The organism is Pseudescherichia sp. L3 (assembly GCF_024656065.1).
Classification (GTDB): Bacteria; Pseudomonadota; Gammaproteobacteria; order Enterobacterales; family Enterobacteriaceae; genus Pseudescherichia.
Window position 1 is genome coordinate 856,767 of sequence record NZ_JANKYC010000001.1, and the last position, 18,282, is coordinate 875,048.

The following is an 18,282-nucleotide window of genomic DNA, read 5'->3' on the forward strand; positions in this document are numbered from 1 at the left end:
TGTTGTTAACTAAAAGCTATTTGCATAACTTTTAGTTAACAATTGGTTAATATTTTAGGGGGTCATGTTGACTACACCATTGAAAAAGATTGTGATTGTTGGCGGTGGAGCTGGCGGGCTAGAGCTGGCCACCCAGCTGGGTAAGAAGCTGGGCCGGGGTAAAAAAGCTAAAATTACCCTCGTCGACCGCAACCACAGCCACCTGTGGAAGCCGCTGCTGCATGAAGTGGCCACCGGCTCGCTGGATGAAGGCGTGGACGCGCTGAGCTATCTGGCCCACGCGCGCAATCATGACTTCCAGTTCCAGCTTGGTTCGGTTGTGGATATTAACCGTGAAGGTAAAACCATTACCCTGGGCGAGCTGCGTGATGAGAAGGGCGAGCTACTGGTGCCTGAGCGCAAGCTGCCTTATGACACGCTGGTGATGGCGCTGGGGAGTACCTCCAACGACTTCAACACGCCGGGCGTAAAAGAGCACTGCATTTTCCTTGATAATCCGCATCAGGCGCGCCGTTTCCATCAGGAGATGTTGAACCTGTTCCTGAAGTACTCCGCTAACCTTGGGGCCAGCGGCAAGGTCAACATTGCCATCGTTGGCGGTGGGGCCACCGGCGTTGAGCTGTCGGCTGAGCTGCACAACGCGGTGAAGCAGCTGCACAGCTACGGCTATAAGGGCCTGACCAACGAGGCGCTGAACGTGACCCTGGTAGAAGCAGGCGAGCGCATTCTGCCTGCGCTGCCACCGCGCATCTCCGGGGCGGCTCACAGCGAGCTGACTAAAATGGGCGTACGCGTGCTGACCCAGACCATGGTCACCAGCGCGGACGAGGACGGTCTGCATACCAAAGATGGCGAATATATCCAGGCCGATCTGATGGTCTGGGCGGCAGGGATCAAAGCACCAGACTTTATGAAAGAGATTGGCGGCCTTGAAACCAACCGTATCAACCAGCTGGCGGTAGAGCCGACGTTGCAGACCACCCGCGATGCGGATATCTATGCGATTGGCGACTGCGCCTCCTGCGCGCGTCCGGAAGGGGGCTTCGTGCCGCCGCGTGCCCAGGCTGCGCATCAGATGGCGACCTGCGCGCTGCACAACATTCTGGCGCAGATCAAAGGCAAGCCGCTGAAAGCCTATGTCTACAAAGATCACGGCTCGCTGGTTTCGCTGTCGAATTTCTCCACCGTGGGCAGCCTGATGGGTAACCTGATGCGCGGTTCGATGATGGTAGAGGGGCGCGTAGCGCGTTTCGTCTATATCTCGCTCTACCGTATGCACCAGGTAGCCTTGCACGGCTACTTCAAGACGGGCCTGATGATGCTGGTAGGCAGCATCAACCGCGTGATCCGTCCGCGACTGAAGCTGCACTAAGCCTGTCGCCCCGTCACGTCTGACGGGGCGTTTAGCATATCCTTCTGTGGATTTCCATCAGGTGGCTCAGATTTCTCTGAATCACCGCGATCTGCCACATAACTCCCCGTTTTTTACCGCCTTTCTGATTGGCATCTTGCCACGCTGATTGCAGAATTATGACATCAGAGCCAACCAGAAGGACTATTCAATGAATAAATCCATGTTAGCGGGTATCGGAATTGGTGTGGCCGCTGCACTGGGCGTTGCTGCGGTGGCAGGCTTAGACGTTTTCAATCGCGGCCCTCAGTACGCGCAGGTGGTTTCTGCTACACCTATTAAAGAGACGGTGAAAACGCCGCGTAAAGAGTGCCGCAACGTGACGGTAACCCATCGACGTCCGGTTCAGGATGAAAACCGCCTCACCGGCTCGGTTCTCGGCGCGGTAGCGGGCGGGGTGATTGGTCACCAGTTCGGCGGCGGACGCGGTAAAGATGTCGCCACGGTCGTTGGGGCGCTGGGCGGCGGCTATGCCGGCAATCAGGTTCAGGGGGCCATGCAGGAGCGGGATACCTATACCAGTACGCAGCAGCGCTGCAAAACCGTCTATGACAAATCAGAGAAGATGCTCGGCTACGACGTTACCTACAAAATTGGTGACCAGCACGGGAAAATTCGCATGGAGAACGATCCCGGTACCCAGATCCCGTTAGATAGCAACGGGCAGCTGGTTTTGGATAACAAAGCATAAAAAAGCAGTACCCTGATTTAGCTCCCCATTCGCTCAGGCTGGGGAGCTTTTTTTATGGCATAAAAAAGCCTCGCTTACGCAAGGCTTTTATGAACGCTCAGATTCAAATCATACTCTGCTGGCGGATCAGCAAGCATCCTGTGATCAGCACAGAGATGAAAGCGAACAGGATCGAACCACCACATACTACCCAGAGACTAAATAACAATGTAATTACTATTAACACTTTAAATAATGGTAATAGCAAAACCATGACCGTTATCCTTCTGCATGTGAATAGTCGTAAAATTGTCCTGAAAAAAACCTGCTAATGGTTAGCAGGGGAATAATCACTTACTAAGCGTAGCAAGAGTCATACAAAAGTGTGAGAAAGTTTTGGCCTATTATTTAAATAGGCCACGGCAATACTATGACTTGATGAATACTATGACTTGATGAGTTCTGGCCACAGGGCGAGGGCGGTGCGGGTAATTTGCAGCAGCTTCTCTTGCGACGCGCCTTCACGCGCGCTGACCGACATCCCCTGGATCACGCAGTTCAGAAACTGGGCTATGGTCTGCGGTGTGGCTGTCGCGGGGATCTCGCCACGCTGCTGGCGCTCCTCAAGAAAGCGCAGCAGAGCCGCTTCCTGCAAAGCGTGACGAGACTTCAGCGTCTGGGCAATCTCATTTGACGAGGCCGCCAGCGCCGCCGAGGTGCTGATTAAGAAGCAGCCGGAAGGCGTCTCTTTGCTGGTGAAGCAGGTCGCGACGGAGGTAAAGTAGTCCAGCAGCGCCTGCTCAACGCGCTTCTCATCGCAAAACAGCTCCGCCTGGTACTTGGTCGCAAACTGCGAAATATAGCGATCGAGCACGGCGCGGAACAGCCCCTCTTTGTTGGTAAACTCGGCGTAGAGCGTCGGGGCTTTCGCACCGGTGGCCTCGACCAGATCGGACAGCGATGTGGCCTCATAGCCATGCTGCCAGAAAAGGGTCATGGCTTTGTCGAGCGCCGCTTCCCTGTCGAAAACTTTTGGTCGGCCACGGCTTTTTTTTGTGCAACTGCTGACGTCAGTGGTCATAGTGGCTCCTCACCCAATGTTGAATTATTGAACAATCATTATAAAAATAATTGTCCCCAAAGGCCAGCAGGGAATAGTTAAAAATAATTATGTTATATCTTAATGACTTTTAACGTTTTGCCTCTTACATGGACTGTATTGATGCGGAGTCATGCTGCGTTACGTCGACCGGCATCCCCGAGCGTACGGCCATTACTTTGTCCATTAGCGCAGCGTCGGTCTCGGCAGCGGATCTAAAGCTCTCCATGCTGGCATTCAGCACCAGCGGCTGCGTTTTTGGATCGTCATTGATGGATTTCGACAGCGGCTGATGCACTTCAACCAGCCGCGTGCCGTCCGGCTCCACCGAGGCTTTTACCGGCGCGTTGATGATATTGACCTTTGTTCCAGGGGTAATCTGACGGAACAGCGTCGCTATGTCGTTATCGCGCAGGCGAATACAGCCCGAGCTAACGCGCATCCCGATACCAAAGTCGGCGTTAGTGCCGTGAATCAGGTAGACGCCGCCGTAGGCTGCCAGGCGGATCGCGTGGTGGCCCATCGGGTTATTTGGCCCAGCCGGCACAACTGCCGGAAGCTCCACGCCCTGCGCCTTATAGCGCGCACGAATGTTGGCCGTCGGCGTCCAGGTCGGGTTGGCGCGTTTATCCGATACGCGGGTGACCATCGTTGGCGTTAAGGTGTCGCCTCCCAGCTGGCCAATGCCGATGGGGTAGACGGTCACTTCGTTCTTACCAGGCGGGAACCAGTAGAGGCGCAGCTCGGACAGGTTAATAACGATTCCCTGGTGCGGCACGTTCGGCAGCAAGGTCTGGAGCGGGATGGTCAACACGCTGCCGGCGCGCGGCACGTAGGGATCAACGCCGGGGTTAGCCTGTAACAGGGCCAGAAAGCCGACGTTATATTTTTTGGCAATCGCTTCCAGCGAGCCGCCGTCGTTTTCGACGAGGTGAAAACGGTTCTCGCCTACCAGGCGGCTGCCGTTAGCGGGAAGCGGCCAGGTATTGGCCTGGGCGGGAAGAGAGAGAAGGGCCGCTGCCGCAAGGGCCAGCAGCATTATCCAGCGAGCAATGCGCATCTGTTTAATCATTGAACCACCGTTCATTCAGCTTATTGTTATTCAAAAGCAAACGTGAAGTATGGACGGAAGGTGTGTCGAAATGTTTCTCAGATGTGCAAGGATTTGTAAAGAGTGGCGCACGCCTTATCGCGTGCGCCTTGAGATCAGGCGATGGCGTTCTCTGCCAGCTCCTTCATAAAGTTACTTACCCACTCCATGCGGGTTTTGCGCTCGCCCAGCTCCTGCATAAACTTCAGCCGGGTAGGGCCATCGAGACGGAAGTGTTGCGGCTGCTTCTGCAGCAGGCCGATAAGCCAGGCCGGATTGACATGGTTCTTCTCGGCAAACTCAATCGCGCCGCCTTTATCGTTGCTCTCCAGCTTGCGGATCCCCAGCTTCTGCGCCTGCTGACGCAGTCGAGCCACCTCAAGCAGGGTGCGGGCTGGATCGGGCAGCAGACCAAAGCGGTCAATCAGCTCGACCTTGATCTCTTCCAGCTCGCTGCTGCTTTTGGCGCTGGCGACGCGCTTGTAGAACGACAGGCGCGTGTTGACGTCCGGGATGTAATCATCCGGCAGCAGGGCGGGCATGCGTAACTCAACCTCGGTCTGCTGGCTGGTCAGATCCTCCAGCGACGGCTCGCGGCCAGCCTTCAGCGCATCAACGGCGTTCTCCAGCAGCTCCATATAGAGCGAGAAACCAATGGTCTCCATAGAGCCGCTCTGATCTTCCCCGAGCAGCTCACCCGCGCCGCGGATCTCCAGATCGTGGGTAGCCAGCGCAAAGCCCGCACCCAGATCTTCCAGCGAGGCGATCGCTTCCAGACGCTTCTGCGCGTCGGTGGTCATTGCCTTCGGGGGCGGCGTCAGCAGCCAGGCATAGGCCTGGTGATGTGAGCGCCCAACGCGACCGCGCAGCTGGTGCAGCTGGGCGAGACCGAAGTGATCCGCCCGCTCGATGATGATGGTGTTAGCGGTAGGAATATCGATCCCGGTTTCGATAATGGTGGTGCAGACCAGCACGTTAAAACGCTGGTGATGGAAATCATTCATCACCCGCTCCAGCTCGCGCTCGCGCATCTGGCCGTGGCCGATGGCGATCCGCGCCTCCGGCACCAGCTCTGCCAGCCGTTGGGCCGCCTTCTGGATGTTCTCCACGTCGTTATAGAGGTAGTAAACCTGACCGCCGCGCAGGATCTCACGCAGCATTGCCTCACGCACCACCAGGCTATCGAACTCGCGCACGAAGGTTTTCACTGCCAGACGACGCGCAGGCGGCGTGGCGATAATCGACAGATCGCGCATGCCGCTCATGGCCATATTCAGGGTACGCGGGATCGGCGTGGCGGTGAGCGTCAGGATATCGACGTCGGCACGCATCGCTTTGATGCGCTCCTTGTGGCGCACCCCGAAGCGGTGCTCCTCGTCGACGATCAGCAGGCCGAGATCGCGCCACTTCAGATCGTTTTGCAGCAGCTTGTGGGTGCCGATCAGAATATCGACCTTGCCCTCTGCGGCATCGGCCAGCACCTGGGTCTGCTCTTTAGCGCTACGGAAGCGCGACAGCAGCTCGATGCGTACCGGCCAGTTGGCGAAGCGGTCGCGGAAGTTATCGTAGTGCTGCTGGGCCAGCAGGGTCGTAGGCACCAGAACCGCAACCTGCTTGTGGTTCTCTACCGCAAGGAAGGCGGCGCGCATGGCGACCTCGGTCTTACCGAAGCCCACGTCGCCGCACACCAGACGGTCCATCGCCAGCGGCTGGCACATGTCGCTCAGCACGGCGTTGATCGCCTGAGCCTGATCCGGCGTGGTTTCAAACGGGAACGCATCGCAGAAGAGCTGGTACTGCTCTTTATCATGTTTAAAGGCAAAGCCGGTCTTGGCCGCGCGTTGGGCGTAGACGTCCAGCAGCTCGGCGGCCACGTCGCGCACTTTTTCCGCTGCTTTCTGCCGCGCCCGCGTCCAGGCATCGCTGCCGAGCTTGTGCAGCGGTGCACTATCCTCCGCGCCGCCCGCGTAGCGGCTGATCAGGTGCAGGGACGACACCGGGACGTAGAGTTTGGCCTCGTTGGCGTAGGTCAGCATCAGGTATTCCCCTTTAATGCCGCCCGCCTCCAGCGTGGTCATGCCCGCATAGCGCCCGACGCCGTGCTCCAGGTGTACCACCGGCTGGCCAGGGTGCAGTTCCGCCAGGTTGCGGATCAGCGTATCCGGGTTGATGGTTCGGCGATTATCCTGACGACGGCGCGCGACGCGCTCACCCAGCAGATCGCTCTCGCAGATCAGCGCCCGGTTGCGCAGGGTATCAATAAACCCGCGCTCGGCCGCGCCGATCAGCAGGTAGCGTCCGCTGTCGGCGGCTTCATCAAGGCGCAGGATCCGCTTCGGTGCGACTTTAATCCGCGCCAACAGCTCTCCCAGCGCCTCACGACGGCCCTCGCTCTCAACGGAGAAGACCACCGGGCCGGTGAAGGATTCGAGGAACTTGCGCAGGCTATCAAGCGGCGCTTTCTGCTGCGCCTGTACGGCCAGATCCGGCAGCGTCTGGTAGCCGAGATTGGTATTAGCGGCTTTCTCCGCCAGCTGTTCGGTTTTCAGCTGAATGCGCGGCCAGCGTTTCAGCTCGGCAAACAGCTCGTCGCTGCGCAGCCACAGCGTCTCTGGCGGCAGCAGAGGACGCATCGGATCGACACCGCGGTTCTCGTAGCGGGCCTGGGTTTCGCTCTGGAAACGCACCGCGCTGGCATCGAGATCGCCGGTGTTAATCACCAGCGTATTGGCCGGGAAATAGCTAAATAGCGGCGGCAGCGGCTCGCTGAAAAAGAGCGGTTGCCAGTATTCGATCCCCGCCGGCAGCGTGCCTTTACTCACCTGCTGATAGATATGCTCGGCGTCGCGCTTCACCTCAAAGGTATCGCGCCACTGGCTGCGGAACAGCTCGATAGCCGCCTTGTCAGTAGGAAACTCGTGGGCGGGCAGCAGGTTAATCGCCTCCACCTCTTCCAGCGTGCGCTGGGTATCGGGATCGAACAGCCGCAGGCTATCGATTTCATCATCAAAGAAGTCGATGCGGTAGGGCTGCGTGCTGCCCATCGGGTAGAGATCCAGCAGCGCGCCGCGGGTGGCGTATTCGCCATGCTCCATTACCTGGTCAACGTGGCGGTAGCCTGCGGTATCCAGCTGGGCACGCAGGGCGTCGCGCGAGAGGCGCTGGCCCTTTTTCATGACCAGCGCATGACCGTGCAGATAGCTGTGCGGGCAGACGCGCTGCATCAGCGTGTTCACCGGCATAATCAGCACGCCGCGCTGCATAGAGGGCAGCTGATAGAGCGTTGAGAGCCGCGAAGAGATGATCTCCTGGTGCGGAGAGAAGCTGTCGTAAGGCAGTGTCTCCCAGTCGGCAAGGTTCATGACCATGCTGTCGGTAAACTGGCGGATCTCATCATGCAGGCGCAGTGCGTTTTGCATATCGGGTGCGATGAGCACCACCGGGCCTGCATGACGCTCAACGATTTCTGCCACTTCTGTGGCACAGGCGCTGCCTGTAAGCTCACCCAGTTGGCGCTGGTCGCCCGCCTTGGCGGGAAGGGAGTAACGGTATTGTTCAGGCATAGCGAATATCGGGATCTCTTGGGTTTATGCCCCCTGATATGGGGACATATCACTGATACACAATGCAGTTTATTATCTTTGATCCCTCAATATTAGCAAAGTTAGACCGCTAGCGCGTGGTGGGAGCCAGACGCAGTTTCTCCGGTGGTGAAAAAAAGAGGTCGCCAAACAGGCGCACGGAGAGACGGCGGATACCCAGCCCAACCAGGGTACACACCAGCAGGCTCAGCAGGGGGTAAACCAGCAGCAGGCCCAGCTCCAGCGTCGGCGAGAGCACGCCCTGACGAAACAGCGGCAGCAGGGCGAGGCTGCTGCCTTCGATCAGGATGCGGTGGGTGGTGTAAATGGCAATGGTGTTGGAGCCAATCACGTTCAGGAGCCGATCCTCACCGGGGGTAAAGCGCTGCTCCAGCCGCCAGAACAGGGACATGATCAGCCAGGCCGACAGCAGAGAGAGCAGTACCGGCACGTTGCAAAACCAGAGCGCTACCGCCACCAGCAGGGCAGGCACCAGGGGTAAAATTTGGCGGCGCAGAGGGATGCTCTGCAGCCAGGTCATAATGGTCACGCCGTACCAGGCCCCCAGGGCATAGTAGATGATGTTGCGCACCACGCTGTTTATTCCCCACCACGGCAGCGGCAGGAAGTTAATGGCCACCGACGCCACCAGCATCAGCGCCAGCGCGGGGCGTTTCCAGCGGCTCAGGAATTTGCAAACCACGAAGTAGATCAGCAGGGCGTAGAGGTACCACAGGCTGGTGCTGGCGGTCAGCATTCCGTGGAGAAACTCACTCAGCGAGTCGGCGTAGGCGGCGTTGGCCGACTGGCTAAGATCGCGCTCGGGAGCCAGCCAGCGGTTGAGAAAGCCGATCCCCTGCCACTGTAAAACGCCCCACAGGGCCAGCACGTAAAAAATTGACCACAGCCGCTTATCAATACAGTTTTTCCATTCCGCCTCGGTGATATAGCGCCGAATCAGGTAGCCGGAGATGAAGAAAAAGACCGGCATGCGGAACGGGGCGAGGTAGAGATTCATATAGAGCCAGCATTTGGCGAGCAGGCCGGAGAGGGGATGTTGCAGCCCCTCAAGATGCGGATAGAAGGTGATCACCGAGTGGTAGATCACCACCAGACTGATGCATAACCCTTTGATCTGGTTAATCCACAATGCTTTTTGCTTCATCGTTAAAACGCCCGTGTTGCGATAAATTTTGCCGTATATAGTGATCGGGGAAGCTGGCGCTGTAATGGGTAACGCTCTGGATTTACCCTGTTATGAGACGTTTTCGGAAAAAGGTGAGGTCCGTTGTCACCCGCATGGGCGAGAAACGCTGTTTTAGCAAATTGATTTTGAACAAATTTTTACCCCAATACCCGACAATTCTTAGCGCATAAGCGATTTACCATCCCCTGTTTCGCTTATATACTCGTGAGTCTGCTAACCGCAACCAGACGGATGTCATGTACCAACCTGTCGCACTATTCATAGGCCTGCGTTATATGCGTGGGCGCGCAGCGGACCGATTCGGTCGCTTTGTCTCCTGGCTCTCGACCATTGGTATTACGCTTGGCGTGATGGCGCTGGTAACCGTGCTGTCGGTGATGAACGGCTTCGAGCGCGAGCTGCAAAACAACATCCTGGGGCTGATGCCGCAGGCGGTTCTCTCCTCGGCCAACGGCTCGCTGAACCCGCAGCAGCTGCCAGCCAGCGCCGCAAAGCTGCAGGGCGTCAGCCGCGTTGCGCCGCTGACCACCGGTGACGTGGTGTTACAGAGCGCGCGTAGCGTCTCGGTGGGGGTGATGCTCGGCATCGATCCCGCGCAAAAGGATCCGCTCACGCCGTACCTCGTTAACGTCAAGCAAACCGATCTGCAGCCGGGCAAATATAACGTGATCCTTGGCGAGCAGCTGGCCGGGCAGTTGGGCGTTAACCGCGGCGACCAGCTGCGAGTGATGGTGCCCTCCGCCAGCCAGTTTACGCCGATGGGCCGACTGCCAAGCCAACGCCTCTTTAACGTGATCGGCACCTTTGCTGCCAACAGCGAAGTCGATGGCTACCAGATGCTGGTGAACATTCAGGACGCATCGCGCCTGATGCGCTACCCGGCGGGCAATATTACCGGCTGGCGGCTGTGGCTCAACGAACCTCTGAAGGTAGACGAGCTGAGTCAGCAGACGCTGCCGGACGGCACTAAGTGGCAGGACTGGCGCGATCGCAAAGGTGAACTGTTCCAGGCCGTGCGCATGGAGAAAAATATGATGGGCCTGCTGCTGAGCCTGATCGTCGCCGTCGCCGCCTTCAACATCATCACCTCGCTGGGGCTGATGGTGATGGAGAAGCAGGGCGAAGTGGCGATCCTGCAAACCCAGGGGTTGACCCCGCGCCAGATCATGGCGGTCTTTATGGTGCAGGGGGCCAGTGCGGGGATTATCGGCGCGCTGCTCGGTGCCGTACTGGGGGCTCTCCTTGCCAGCCAGCTTAACAATCTGATGCCGATCATTGGCGCGCTGCTGGACGGCGCGGCGCTGCCGGTGGCTATTGAGCCACTCCAGGTGGTGATTATCGCGCTGGTGGCGATGGCCATTGCGCTGCTCTCTACGCTCTATCCCTCATGGCGCGCCGCCGCCACCCAACCCGCTGAGGCTTTACGTTATGAATAAGATCCTGTTGCAATGCGACAACCTGTGCAAACGCTATCAGGAAGGGAACGTGCAGACCGACGTGCTGCACGATGTCAGCTTTAGCGTGAACGAAGGCGAAACCGTGGCGATTGTCGGCAGCTCCGGCTCCGGTAAAAGTACGCTGCTGCACCTGCTGGGGGGGCTGGATACGCCTACCTCCGGCGACGTGATTTTTGGCGATCGTCATCTGAGCCAGCTCTCCTCAACGGCGAAAGCCGAGCTGCGCAACCGCGAGCTGGGCTTTATCTACCAGTTCCACCACCTGCTGCCGGATTTTACCGCCCAGGAGAACGTCGCCATGCCGCTGCTGATTGGCAAGCATAAACCGGCGGAAATTACCCAGCGTGCGCGGGATATGCTCCAGGCGGTAGGGCTGCTGCACCGGGCGAACCACCGTCCGTCGGAGCTTTCCGGCGGCGAGCGCCAGCGCGTGGCCATTGCCCGGGCGCTGGTGAACAATCCGCGCCTGGTGCTGGCGGATGAACCTACCGGTAACCTCGACGCGCGCAACGCCGACGCTATCTTTGCCCTGCTCGGCGAGCTAAACGCGTCGCAGGGCACGGCGTTTCTGGTGGTCACCCACGATCTGCAGCTGGCAAAACGCATGAGCCGCCAGATGGAGATGCGCGACGGCCACCTGAGCGCGGAGATGACGCTGATGGGGGCGCAGTAATGGCTTCACCTCTGTCGTTACTCATTGCCCTGCGTTTTAGCCGTGGCCGTCGGCGTGGCGGCATGGTGTCGCTGATCTCGGTGATCTCTACCATCGGCATTGCGCTGGGGGTGGCGGTGCTGATCGTCGGCCTGAGCGCCATGAACGGCTTTGAACGCGAGCTGAATAACCGCATTCTCGCGGTGGTGCCCCACGGCGAGATCGAGCCGGTCAACCAGCCGTGGAGTAACTGGCGCGAGGCGCTGGGCAAAGTTGAGAAGGTGGCAGGCATCGAAGCCGCTGCGCCCTATATCAACTTCACCGGTCTGGTAGAGAGCGGCGTAAACCTGCGCGCTATCCAGGTGAAAGGGGTCGATCCGCAGCAGGAGACGCGTCTGAGCGCGCTGCCGCGCTATGTGCAGAACAGTGCCTGGGCCAGCTTCAAGGCGGGCGAGCAGCAGGTGATCCTCGGCAAAGGCGTCGCCGAGGCGCTGAAGGTTAAGCAGGGCGACTGGGTATCAATGCAGATCCCCAACGCCAGCGCTGACCACAAGCTGCTGCAACCGAAACGCATCAGGCTGCACGTCAGCGGTATTTTGCAGCTCAGCGGCCAGCTCGATCACAGTTTTGCCATGATCCCGATGCAGGATGCTCAGCAGTATCTGGAGATGAACGACGGCATAACCGGGATTGCCATCAAGGTGAAGGACGTGTTTAACGCCAATAAGCTGGTGCGCGACGCCGGCAGCGTGACCGACAGCTACGTCTACATCAAGAGCTGGATCGGCACCTACGGCTACATGTATCGCGATATCCAGATGATCCGCGCCATTATGTATCTGGCAATGGTGCTGGTAATCGGCGTGGCCTGCTTCAACATCGTCTCGACCCTGGTGATGGCAGTGAAGGACAAGAGCGGCGACATCGCCGTGCTGCGCACCCTTGGGGCGAAAGATGGACTTATTCGCGCGGTATTCGTCTGGTATGGTCTGCTGGCCGGGCTGTTCGGCAGCGTGGCGGGCGTGGTGATTGGCGTTGTGGTCGCTCTCCAGCTGACGCCGATTATCAACGGTCTTGAGACACTGATCGGCCATCAATTCCTGTCGGGGGATATCTACTTTATCGATTTCCTGCCGTCAGAGCTGCACGCCCTTGACGTGGTCTACGTGCTGGTCACCGCCCTGGTGCTGAGCCTGCTGGCGAGCTGGTATCCCGCCAGACGCGCCAGCAATATCGATCCGGCCCGGGTTTTGAGCGGGCAGTAACCAGGAGTGGCGATGCATTACGGGCTGGACATTGGCGGCAGTAAAATTGCGCTGGGCGTCTTCGACAGTGACAGAACGTTACAGTGGGAGCGGCGCATCGCCACACCCCATGAGAGCTACAGCGCCTTTTTAGCCGCCATCGCCGGGCTGGTGCACGACGCCGATGCCCGTACGGGTGAACGCGGCTCGGTGGGCATCGGCATTCCCGGTATGCCCGTTACCGCTGACGGCACGCTCTACGCGGCGAACCTTCCCGCCGCCAGCGGCAGGGCGCTGCGGGCCGATCTCTGCGCGCTGTTAGGCCGGGACGTGCGTCTCGACAACGACGCCAACTGCTTTGCCCTCTCGGAAGCCTGGGACGATGAGTTTGCCCGCTATCCGCTGGTGATGGGGCTGATCCTCGGCACCGGCGTGGGCGGCGGGCTGGTGATCAACGGCAAATCCATTCCCGGCCATAGCTATATTACCGGTGAGTTTGGCCACATTCGTCTTCCCGTCGATGCCCTTGAAATCCTTGGGCGCGATATTCCCCTGCTGCGCTGCGGCTGCGGCCAGCTGGGCTGCATTGAGAACTATCTTTCGGGTCACGGCTTTGCATGGCTCTACAATCACTTCTACGATCAATCTCTGAACGCACCTGAAATAATCGCTCTATGGGAACAAGGTGATGAAGGGGCACGTGCGCATGTGGCTCGCTACGTTGAGCTGCTGGCCGCCTGCCTGGGGACGATATTGACCATCGTAGATCCGGATCTGCTGGTCATCGGCGGCGGGTTATCAAACTTTGCCGCGTTGACCACGCTGTTGTCCGACCGTTTGCCGCTGCGTCTGCTGCCGGTTGCTCGCGTGCCGCGCATTGAGCGCGCCCGACACGGCGACGCGGGTGGCATGCGTGGCGCAGCCTTCCTCCATCTCACCGATTAAGCACAAGAGGCCGATATGCAGTCGCGTCGTTTTAGCCGACTAAGCCGTTTTCGCCGCAACAAACGTCGTTTGCGCGAGCGTCTACGCCAGCGCATCTTTTTCAGAGACAGAGTGGTACCCGACGTGATGGAAAAACCAAGAGTGGTCGTGTTGACCGGGGCGGGGATCTCCGCCGAATCGGGCATTCGTACCTTCCGCGCCGCCGACGGGCTGTGGGAGGAGCATCATGTTGAAGACGTCGCCACGCCGGAAGGGTTTGCCCGTAACCCGGAGCTGGTGCAGTCATTCTACAACGCACGCCGTCGCCAGCTGCAGCAGCCGGAGATTGCGCCCAACGCCGCGCATCTGGCGCTGGCTGAGCTGGAAGAGGCCATTGGAGATCGCTTTCTGCTAATCACCCAGAACATCGACAATCTGCACGAGCGCGCCGGTAACAACAACGTGCTGCATATGCACGGCGAGCTGCTGAAGGTGCGCTGCGCCGCCAGCGGACAGGTCCTGGCGTGGACGGGGGATGTTACCCCGGAAGATAAGTGCCACTGCTGCCAGTTCCCGTCACCGCTGCGCCCGCACGTAGTCTGGTTTGGCGAGATGCCGCTGGGCATGGATGAGATCTACAGCGCGCTGGCGCTGGCGGATATCTTTATCGCCATCGGCACCTCCGGGCACGTCTATCCCGCGGCCGGGTTTGTGCATGAGGCGAAGCTGCAGGGGGCACACACCGTCGAGCTGAACCTTGAACCGAGTCAGGTTGGCAGCGAATTCGAAGAGAAGCACTATGGGCTGGCGAGCCAGGTGGTGCCGGAGTTTGTTGAGCGGCTGCTGAAGGGGCTGTAACGGATCCTGTAGGCCCGGCAGGCTCGCCGGGCATTTTACGCTTAACGGCCCGCTTTCAGCTTCTGGTAGTAGCTCTCGTAGAGGGCGCTGGCCTGGCCGACGTCATTCTGCCACTCGCCTTTGCTCACGGTCTCGGCATCTGGATAGAGCGACTTATCGTTGGCCACCGCTGGGGTAAGCAGCTTGCGTGCCGCCAGGTTAGGCGTCGGGTAACCAATGGTCTCCGCGACCTGTTTCGCCACGTCCGGTCGCAGCAGGAAGTTGATCAGCTTGAGTGCGCCGTCCACGTTTTTGGCGTTGGCCGGGATCGCCAGGCTGTCCATCCAGAAGATGCCACCCTCTTTAGGCCATACCACCGTCAGCGGCGTACCGCTCTGGCGCGCCACCCAGGCGGAACCGTTCCAGACCATCCCCAGGTTAACTTCGCCTTCCATATAGGGGTTGGCTGGGTTATCGGAGTTGAAGGCCGCCACGTTTGGCATCAGCTTCTGCAGCTCGTGGTAGGCCGCCTCAATCTCTTTCGGATCGGTAGTGTTACCCGAGTAGCCCAGCTTGCGCAGCGCCATCTGGAACACTTCCCGGGCATCGTCGGTCAGCACCAGGCTGCTCTTATACTCCAGCTTCCACAGATCGGCCCAGCGGGTGACGCTGTTCGGATCGATCGCTTCGCTATTCACCCCAATCGCCGTCGCGCCCCAAATGTAAGGAACCGAGTAGTCGTTGCTCGGATCGAACGGCTTGTTCAGCACCTCAGGATCGAGGTTGCTGAAGTTGGTCAGCTTGCTCTTGTCGATCTTCTGGATCATCCCCTCTTTGCGCATCTTGTCGACAAAGTAGGTAGAGGGCACAACCAGATCGTAAGCGCCCTCTTTATAGGTTTTGAGCTTGGCATACATGGTCTCGTTCGACTCATAGGTCGAATAGATCACTTTGATACCGGTCTCTTTGGTGAACTGCTCCAGCAGGCCCGGCGGCACATACTCGGTCCAGTTATAGAAGTAGAGGGTCTTATTATCCTCGGCATGGGCGGCACTCACGCTGAGCGCTAAAGCCCCCGCAGCGAGCAGGTGGCGTGACCAGTTTTTCATTTTAACGTCCCCTGAGTTTTATCACGTGCAATTAACTGGCTGGCAATCACCAGAACCAGCGAGAGTCCTAACAGAATGGTCGCCAGCGCGTTCACCTCTGGTGAGACGCCGACTTTCACCATTGAGTAGATCTTCAACGGTAGAATTTCATACCCTGGCCCGGTCACAAACGACGAGACCACCACGTCATCCATTGACAAGGTAAAGCTCAGCAGCCAGCCAGCGGCCACGGCGGGCATTGCCAGCGGCAGAATGATCTTACGCAGGATCGTGATTTCGCTGGCACCCAGATCCTTCGCCGCCTCCAGCATCCGCACGTCAAAGCCTTTTAGCCGGGAATAGACTGTCACTACCACAAACGGCAGGCAGAAGGTGATGTGCGAGAAGAGCAGCGACCAGAAGCCCAGCTGGATACCAAGCAGCATAAACAGCACCAGCAGCGAGATCGCCATTACGATATCCGGAGACATCATCACCACAAACAGCATCCCGCTAACAAACGGCTTGCCGCGAAAGCGGTAGCGGTAGAGCGCCACCGCCGTCAGGGAGCCGATCAGCGTAGCAAAGGTTGCCGACAGCACCGCCATGGTCAGCGAGTGCTGGGCTGCCTGTAACAGGCTGTCATTGTTCATCAGCAGGCTATACCAGCTGGTGGTAAAGCCCTGCCAGTTAATGCCAAAGCGCGCCTGGTTAAAGGAGTTAACGATCAGAATAACGATCGGAATATAGAGATAAGCATAAATGGCGGTCATAAAACCGCCGCGCAGCAGTCGACCCATCACTCCAGCTCCACCTTTTTATTCAGCAGGCGCATCGCTCGCCAGTAGACCAGCAGCATCAGCCCCATTACCACCGTCAGGGTGATGCTGGTCGCCGCACCGAATGGCCAGTCGCGAATGTTGAGGAACTGACTCTTAATCACATTGCCGATCAGCAGGTTTTTTGCCCCACCCATCAGATCCGAGACGTAGAACAGCCCCATCGCCGGGAGCATCACCAGCAGGCAGCCGGCGATAATGCCCGGCATGGTCAGCGGCACAATGATGCGCATAAAGGTTTGCAGTTTGCTTGCACCGAGATCCCGCGCCGCCTCCAGCAGCGGCTTATCCAGCTTCTCAATGCTGGAGTAGAGCGGCATGACCATAAAGGGCAGCAGGATATAGACCAGGCCGATGATGACCGCGCTGGGGGTAAACATAATGCGCAGCGGCGTATCGATGATCCCCAGCTCAAGCAGGAAGGCATTGAGATAGCCCTTGGTGCTGAGAAAAAGCTTCAGGCCATAGATGCGGATCAGCGAGTTGGTCCAGAACGGCACGATCAGCAGAAAGAGCAGCAGCGGGCGCACTTTCTGCGGCAGCTTCGCCAGGAACCAGGCGAACGGATAGCCCAGCGCCAGGCAGGCGAGGGTGGCGATCAGCGCCATATTGAGCGAGTGCAGCAGCACGTCAAAATAGAGCGGATCGAGCAGGCGCGTGTAGTTATCCAGCGTAAAGACCAGCTTAACGAAGGAGACGTCGTCGCGGGTCAAAAAGCTGGTGACGATAATCATCAGGTTGGGCAGAAAGACAAACAGCACAAGCCAACCGACGACAGTGGCAATCACCACGTTCTGGAATTTACTTGTGCTCTTCATCAGCCAGTACGACCTCCCAACTCTCTACCCAGTTGATCGCCATCTTCTGATCCAGCGAGTGGTCGAAATCGGGATCGTCTTCGTTAAAGAACTCGCTGACCATCACAATCTTGCCGTTCTCCAGCTCAACCACCGACTCCAGGGTCATGCCCTTGTAGTTACGCTCGCGCACGTAGCCAATCAGTCCTTCGATCTCATTGTCGCCGTTGATCTCATCGACGCGCAGATCCTCCGGACGCAGCAGCACGTTGAGTTTCTGACCCGGCGTGACGGCAAAGTTAACGTAGATATTGCACTCGCGGCCTTCAACGTTGGCCCGCACGCGCTGCTCATCAATACGCTCGATCACCGTCGCGTTAAAGATATTGATCTCGCCAATAAAGCTGGCCACGAAGAGGTTTTTCGGCTCCTCGTAGATCTCACGCGGGGTGCCGTCCTGCTCGATTTTACCGTTCTGCATCACCACGATACGATCGGACATGGTCAGCGCCTCCTCCTGATCGTGCGTAACGAAGACAAAGGTGATGCCAAGCTTGCGCTGCAATGCCTTCAGCTCGTTCTGCATCTGCTTACGCAGCTTGTAATCGAGGGCAGAGAGGGACTCATCTAACAGCAGCATACGCGGCTTGTTGACCACCGCCCGGGCGATGGCTACGCGCTGCTGCTGGCCGCCAGAGAGCTGGTGGGGCTTACGCTGGGCAAACTCTTCCAGTTGCACCATACGCAGGGCATCGGTAACGCGAGGGGTGATCTCATCCGCCGGCGTCTTCTGCATCCGCAGGCCAAAGGCGACGTTTTCGAACACCGTCATGTGTGGGAACAGGGCGTAGCTTTGAAAGACGGTGTTAACATGGCGATGTTCTGCTGGAACGTTCGTTATATCATCGCTATCGAGGATAATGCGGCCTGTGTCGACACTCTCCAGGCCTGCAATAAGGCGCAGGACGGTAGTTTTACCGCAGCCAGAAGGGCCAAGCAGCGTCAGGAATTCGCCGTTGTTGATGGTGAGGTTAAGATCGGAAATAACGGTTTTACCATCAAAACTTTTTCGAATCCCCGCCATTTGTACCAGCGGTGAAAGCGAACGTGGTTGTGTATTCAATTTTTGACTCTGTCCCGTGTAGACGCAGCGGATGGCTTACCGATGCGGGGTTTGTGATTAACCACCTTGGGTTTTGGCACATGAATAAGGCCTGGCATTCTACGGCAAACCACTGAAATCGCCAAACCTTGTTCTTATTTCTTCTCCAGCCTGGGCATTTTCAGCCACTATTAAAGGTGTACTAAAATACAGGGTTTACACGCTAAAAGTGACCTGACGCAATACGCAACCTGTCGCGCGTCTTGATAATGTTGTGACAAAAA

15 protein-coding genes are annotated in these 18,282 nt (G+C 58.2%); 7 read left to right on the forward strand and 8 right to left on the reverse strand.

Annotated elements, in window-relative coordinates:
- Positions 1-67 precede the first annotated feature (67 nt).
- Both NR795_RS04165 and NR795_RS04170 read left to right on the forward strand, forming a co-directional pair.
- Complete coding sequence (locus tag NR795_RS04165; protein ID WP_257758267.1) at positions 68-1,372, forward strand: NAD(P)/FAD-dependent oxidoreductase; 1,305 nt, start codon at positions 68-70, stop codon at positions 1,370-1,372.
- Between the two features lie 190 nt (positions 1,373-1,562).
- Positions 1,563-2,102 (forward strand): glycine zipper 2TM domain-containing protein, encoded by a 540-nt coding sequence (locus tag NR795_RS04170; protein ID WP_042392843.1) that lies wholly within the window; start codon positions 1,563-1,565, stop codon positions 2,100-2,102.
- A 424-nt stretch (positions 2,103-2,526) separates the two neighbouring features.
- Here the strand turns inward: NR795_RS04170 and NR795_RS04175 are convergent, their stop codons facing one another.
- From NR795_RS04175 to NR795_RS04190, 4 genes are all read right to left on the reverse strand, one after another.
- Positions 2,527-3,162, reverse strand: a complete 636-nt coding sequence (locus tag NR795_RS04175; RefSeq protein WP_144812328.1) for a TetR/AcrR family transcriptional regulator — start codon at positions 3,160-3,162, stop codon at positions 2,527-2,529.
- Positions 3,163-3,286: 124 nt separating this feature from the next.
- Entirely contained in the window at positions 3,287-4,252 is a 966-nt protein-coding gene (locus tag NR795_RS04180; protein ID WP_257757233.1) for a L,D-transpeptidase family protein, read from the reverse strand.
- Positions 4,253-4,386: 134 nt separating this feature from the next.
- Positions 4,387-7,833 (reverse strand): transcription-repair coupling factor, encoded by a 3,447-nt coding sequence (mfd, locus tag NR795_RS04185; RefSeq protein ID WP_257757234.1) that lies wholly within the window; start codon positions 7,831-7,833, stop codon positions 4,387-4,389.
- 109 nt (positions 7,834-7,942) lie between these two features.
- A complete protein-coding gene (locus NR795_RS04190; RefSeq protein ID WP_257757235.1) occupies positions 7,943-9,016 on the reverse strand; it encodes an acyltransferase family protein in 1,074 nt (357 codons plus the stop codon).
- Between the two features lie 278 nt (positions 9,017-9,294).
- Between NR795_RS04190 and lolC the strand changes: the two genes are divergently transcribed.
- The 5 genes from lolC to cobB are packed head-to-tail and all read left to right on the forward strand — an operon-like array spanning position 9,295 to position 14,193.
- Positions 9,295-10,494 (forward strand): lipoprotein-releasing ABC transporter permease subunit LolC, encoded by a 1,200-nt coding sequence (lolC, locus tag NR795_RS04195; RefSeq protein ID WP_144812316.1) that lies wholly within the window; start codon positions 9,295-9,297, stop codon positions 10,492-10,494.
- Positions 10,487-11,188, forward strand: coding sequence for a lipoprotein-releasing ABC transporter ATP-binding protein LolD (gene lolD, locus NR795_RS04200; protein ID WP_144812314.1), 702 nt, complete (start codon positions 10,487-10,489; stop codon positions 11,186-11,188). The genes lolC and lolD overlap by 8 nt, the downstream gene beginning before the upstream one ends.
- Positions 11,188-12,432, forward strand: a complete 1,245-nt coding sequence (gene lolE, locus NR795_RS04205; RefSeq protein WP_257757236.1) for a lipoprotein-releasing ABC transporter permease subunit LolE — start codon at positions 11,188-11,190, stop codon at positions 12,430-12,432. The genes lolD and lolE overlap by 1 nt, the downstream gene beginning before the upstream one ends.
- A 12-nt stretch (positions 12,433-12,444) precedes the next feature.
- On the forward strand, positions 12,445-13,356 hold the full coding sequence (gene nagK, locus NR795_RS04210) for an N-acetylglucosamine kinase (RefSeq protein WP_144812308.1): 912 nt from the start codon (positions 12,445-12,447) through the stop codon (positions 13,354-13,356).
- Positions 13,357-13,371: 15 nt separating this feature from the next.
- Positions 13,372-14,193: a Sir2 family NAD+-dependent deacetylase gene (gene cobB / locus NR795_RS04215; protein ID WP_144812305.1), complete on the forward strand. Its 822-nt coding sequence runs from the start codon at positions 13,372-13,374 to the stop codon at positions 14,191-14,193.
- Between the two features lie 41 nt (positions 14,194-14,234).
- On the opposite strand, the gene potD is transcribed toward cobB, so the two are convergent.
- Genes potD through potA form a run of 4 tightly spaced genes read right to left on the reverse strand, consistent with a single transcriptional unit; the run spans position 14,235 to position 17,980 of the window.
- Positions 14,235-15,281 (reverse strand): spermidine/putrescine ABC transporter substrate-binding protein PotD, encoded by a 1,047-nt coding sequence (gene potD, locus NR795_RS04220; RefSeq protein WP_257757237.1) that lies wholly within the window; start codon positions 15,279-15,281, stop codon positions 14,235-14,237.
- A complete protein-coding gene (gene potC, locus NR795_RS04225) occupies positions 15,278-16,063 on the reverse strand; it encodes a spermidine/putrescine ABC transporter permease PotC (RefSeq protein WP_144812298.1) in 786 nt (261 codons plus the stop codon). The genes potD and potC overlap by 4 nt, the downstream gene beginning before the upstream one ends.
- Positions 16,060-16,917, reverse strand: coding sequence for a spermidine/putrescine ABC transporter permease PotB (gene potB, locus NR795_RS04230; protein ID WP_144812295.1), 858 nt, complete (start codon positions 16,915-16,917; stop codon positions 16,060-16,062). Before potB ends, potC begins: the two co-directional genes overlap by 4 nt.
- Positions 16,901-17,980 carry a spermidine/putrescine ABC transporter ATP-binding protein PotA gene (gene potA, locus NR795_RS04235; RefSeq protein WP_257757238.1) on the reverse strand — a complete coding sequence of 360 codons (1,080 nt, stop codon included), beginning with the start codon at positions 17,978-17,980 and terminating at the stop codon, positions 16,901-16,903. The genes potB and potA overlap by 17 nt, the downstream gene beginning before the upstream one ends.
- Between the last annotated feature and the right edge of the window lie 302 nt (positions 17,981-18,282).

Coding starts and splice junctions, on each gene's coding strand:
- NR795_RS04170 (WP_042392843.1), top strand. CDS start 1,563: ATGAATAAATCCATGTTAGCGGGTATCGGAATTGGTGTGGCCGCTGCA.
- NR795_RS04175 (WP_144812328.1), bottom strand. CDS start 3,162: ATGACCACTGACGTCAGCAGTTGCACAAAAAAAAGCCGTGGCCGACCA.
- mfd (WP_257757234.1), bottom strand. CDS start 7,833: ATGCCTGAACAATACCGTTACTCCCTTCCCGCCAAGGCGGGCGACCAG.
- lolE (WP_257757236.1), top strand. CDS start 11,188: ATGGCTTCACCTCTGTCGTTACTCATTGCCCTGCGTTTTAGCCGTGGC.
- cobB (WP_144812305.1), top strand. CDS start 13,372: ATGCAGTCGCGTCGTTTTAGCCGACTAAGCCGTTTTCGCCGCAACAAA.
- NR795_RS04190 (WP_257757235.1), bottom strand. CDS start 9,016: ATGAAGCAAAAAGCATTGTGGATTAACCAGATCAAAGGGTTATGCATC.
- lolD (WP_144812314.1), top strand. CDS start 10,487: ATGAATAAGATCCTGTTGCAATGCGACAACCTGTGCAAACGCTATCAG.
- potA (WP_257757238.1), bottom strand. CDS start 17,980: ATGGCGGGGATTCGAAAAAGTTTTGATGGTAAAACCGTTATTTCCGAT.
- potD (WP_257757237.1), bottom strand. CDS start 15,281: ATGAAAAACTGGTCACGCCACCTGCTCGCTGCGGGGGCTTTAGCGCTC.
- lolC (WP_144812316.1), top strand. CDS start 9,295: ATGTACCAACCTGTCGCACTATTCATAGGCCTGCGTTATATGCGTGGG.
- NR795_RS04180 (WP_257757233.1), bottom strand. CDS start 4,252: ATGATTAAACAGATGCGCATTGCTCGCTGGATAATGCTGCTGGCCCTT.
- nagK (WP_144812308.1), top strand. CDS start 12,445: ATGCATTACGGGCTGGACATTGGCGGCAGTAAAATTGCGCTGGGCGTC.
- potB (WP_144812295.1), bottom strand. CDS start 16,917: ATGAAGAGCACAAGTAAATTCCAGAACGTGGTGATTGCCACTGTCGTC.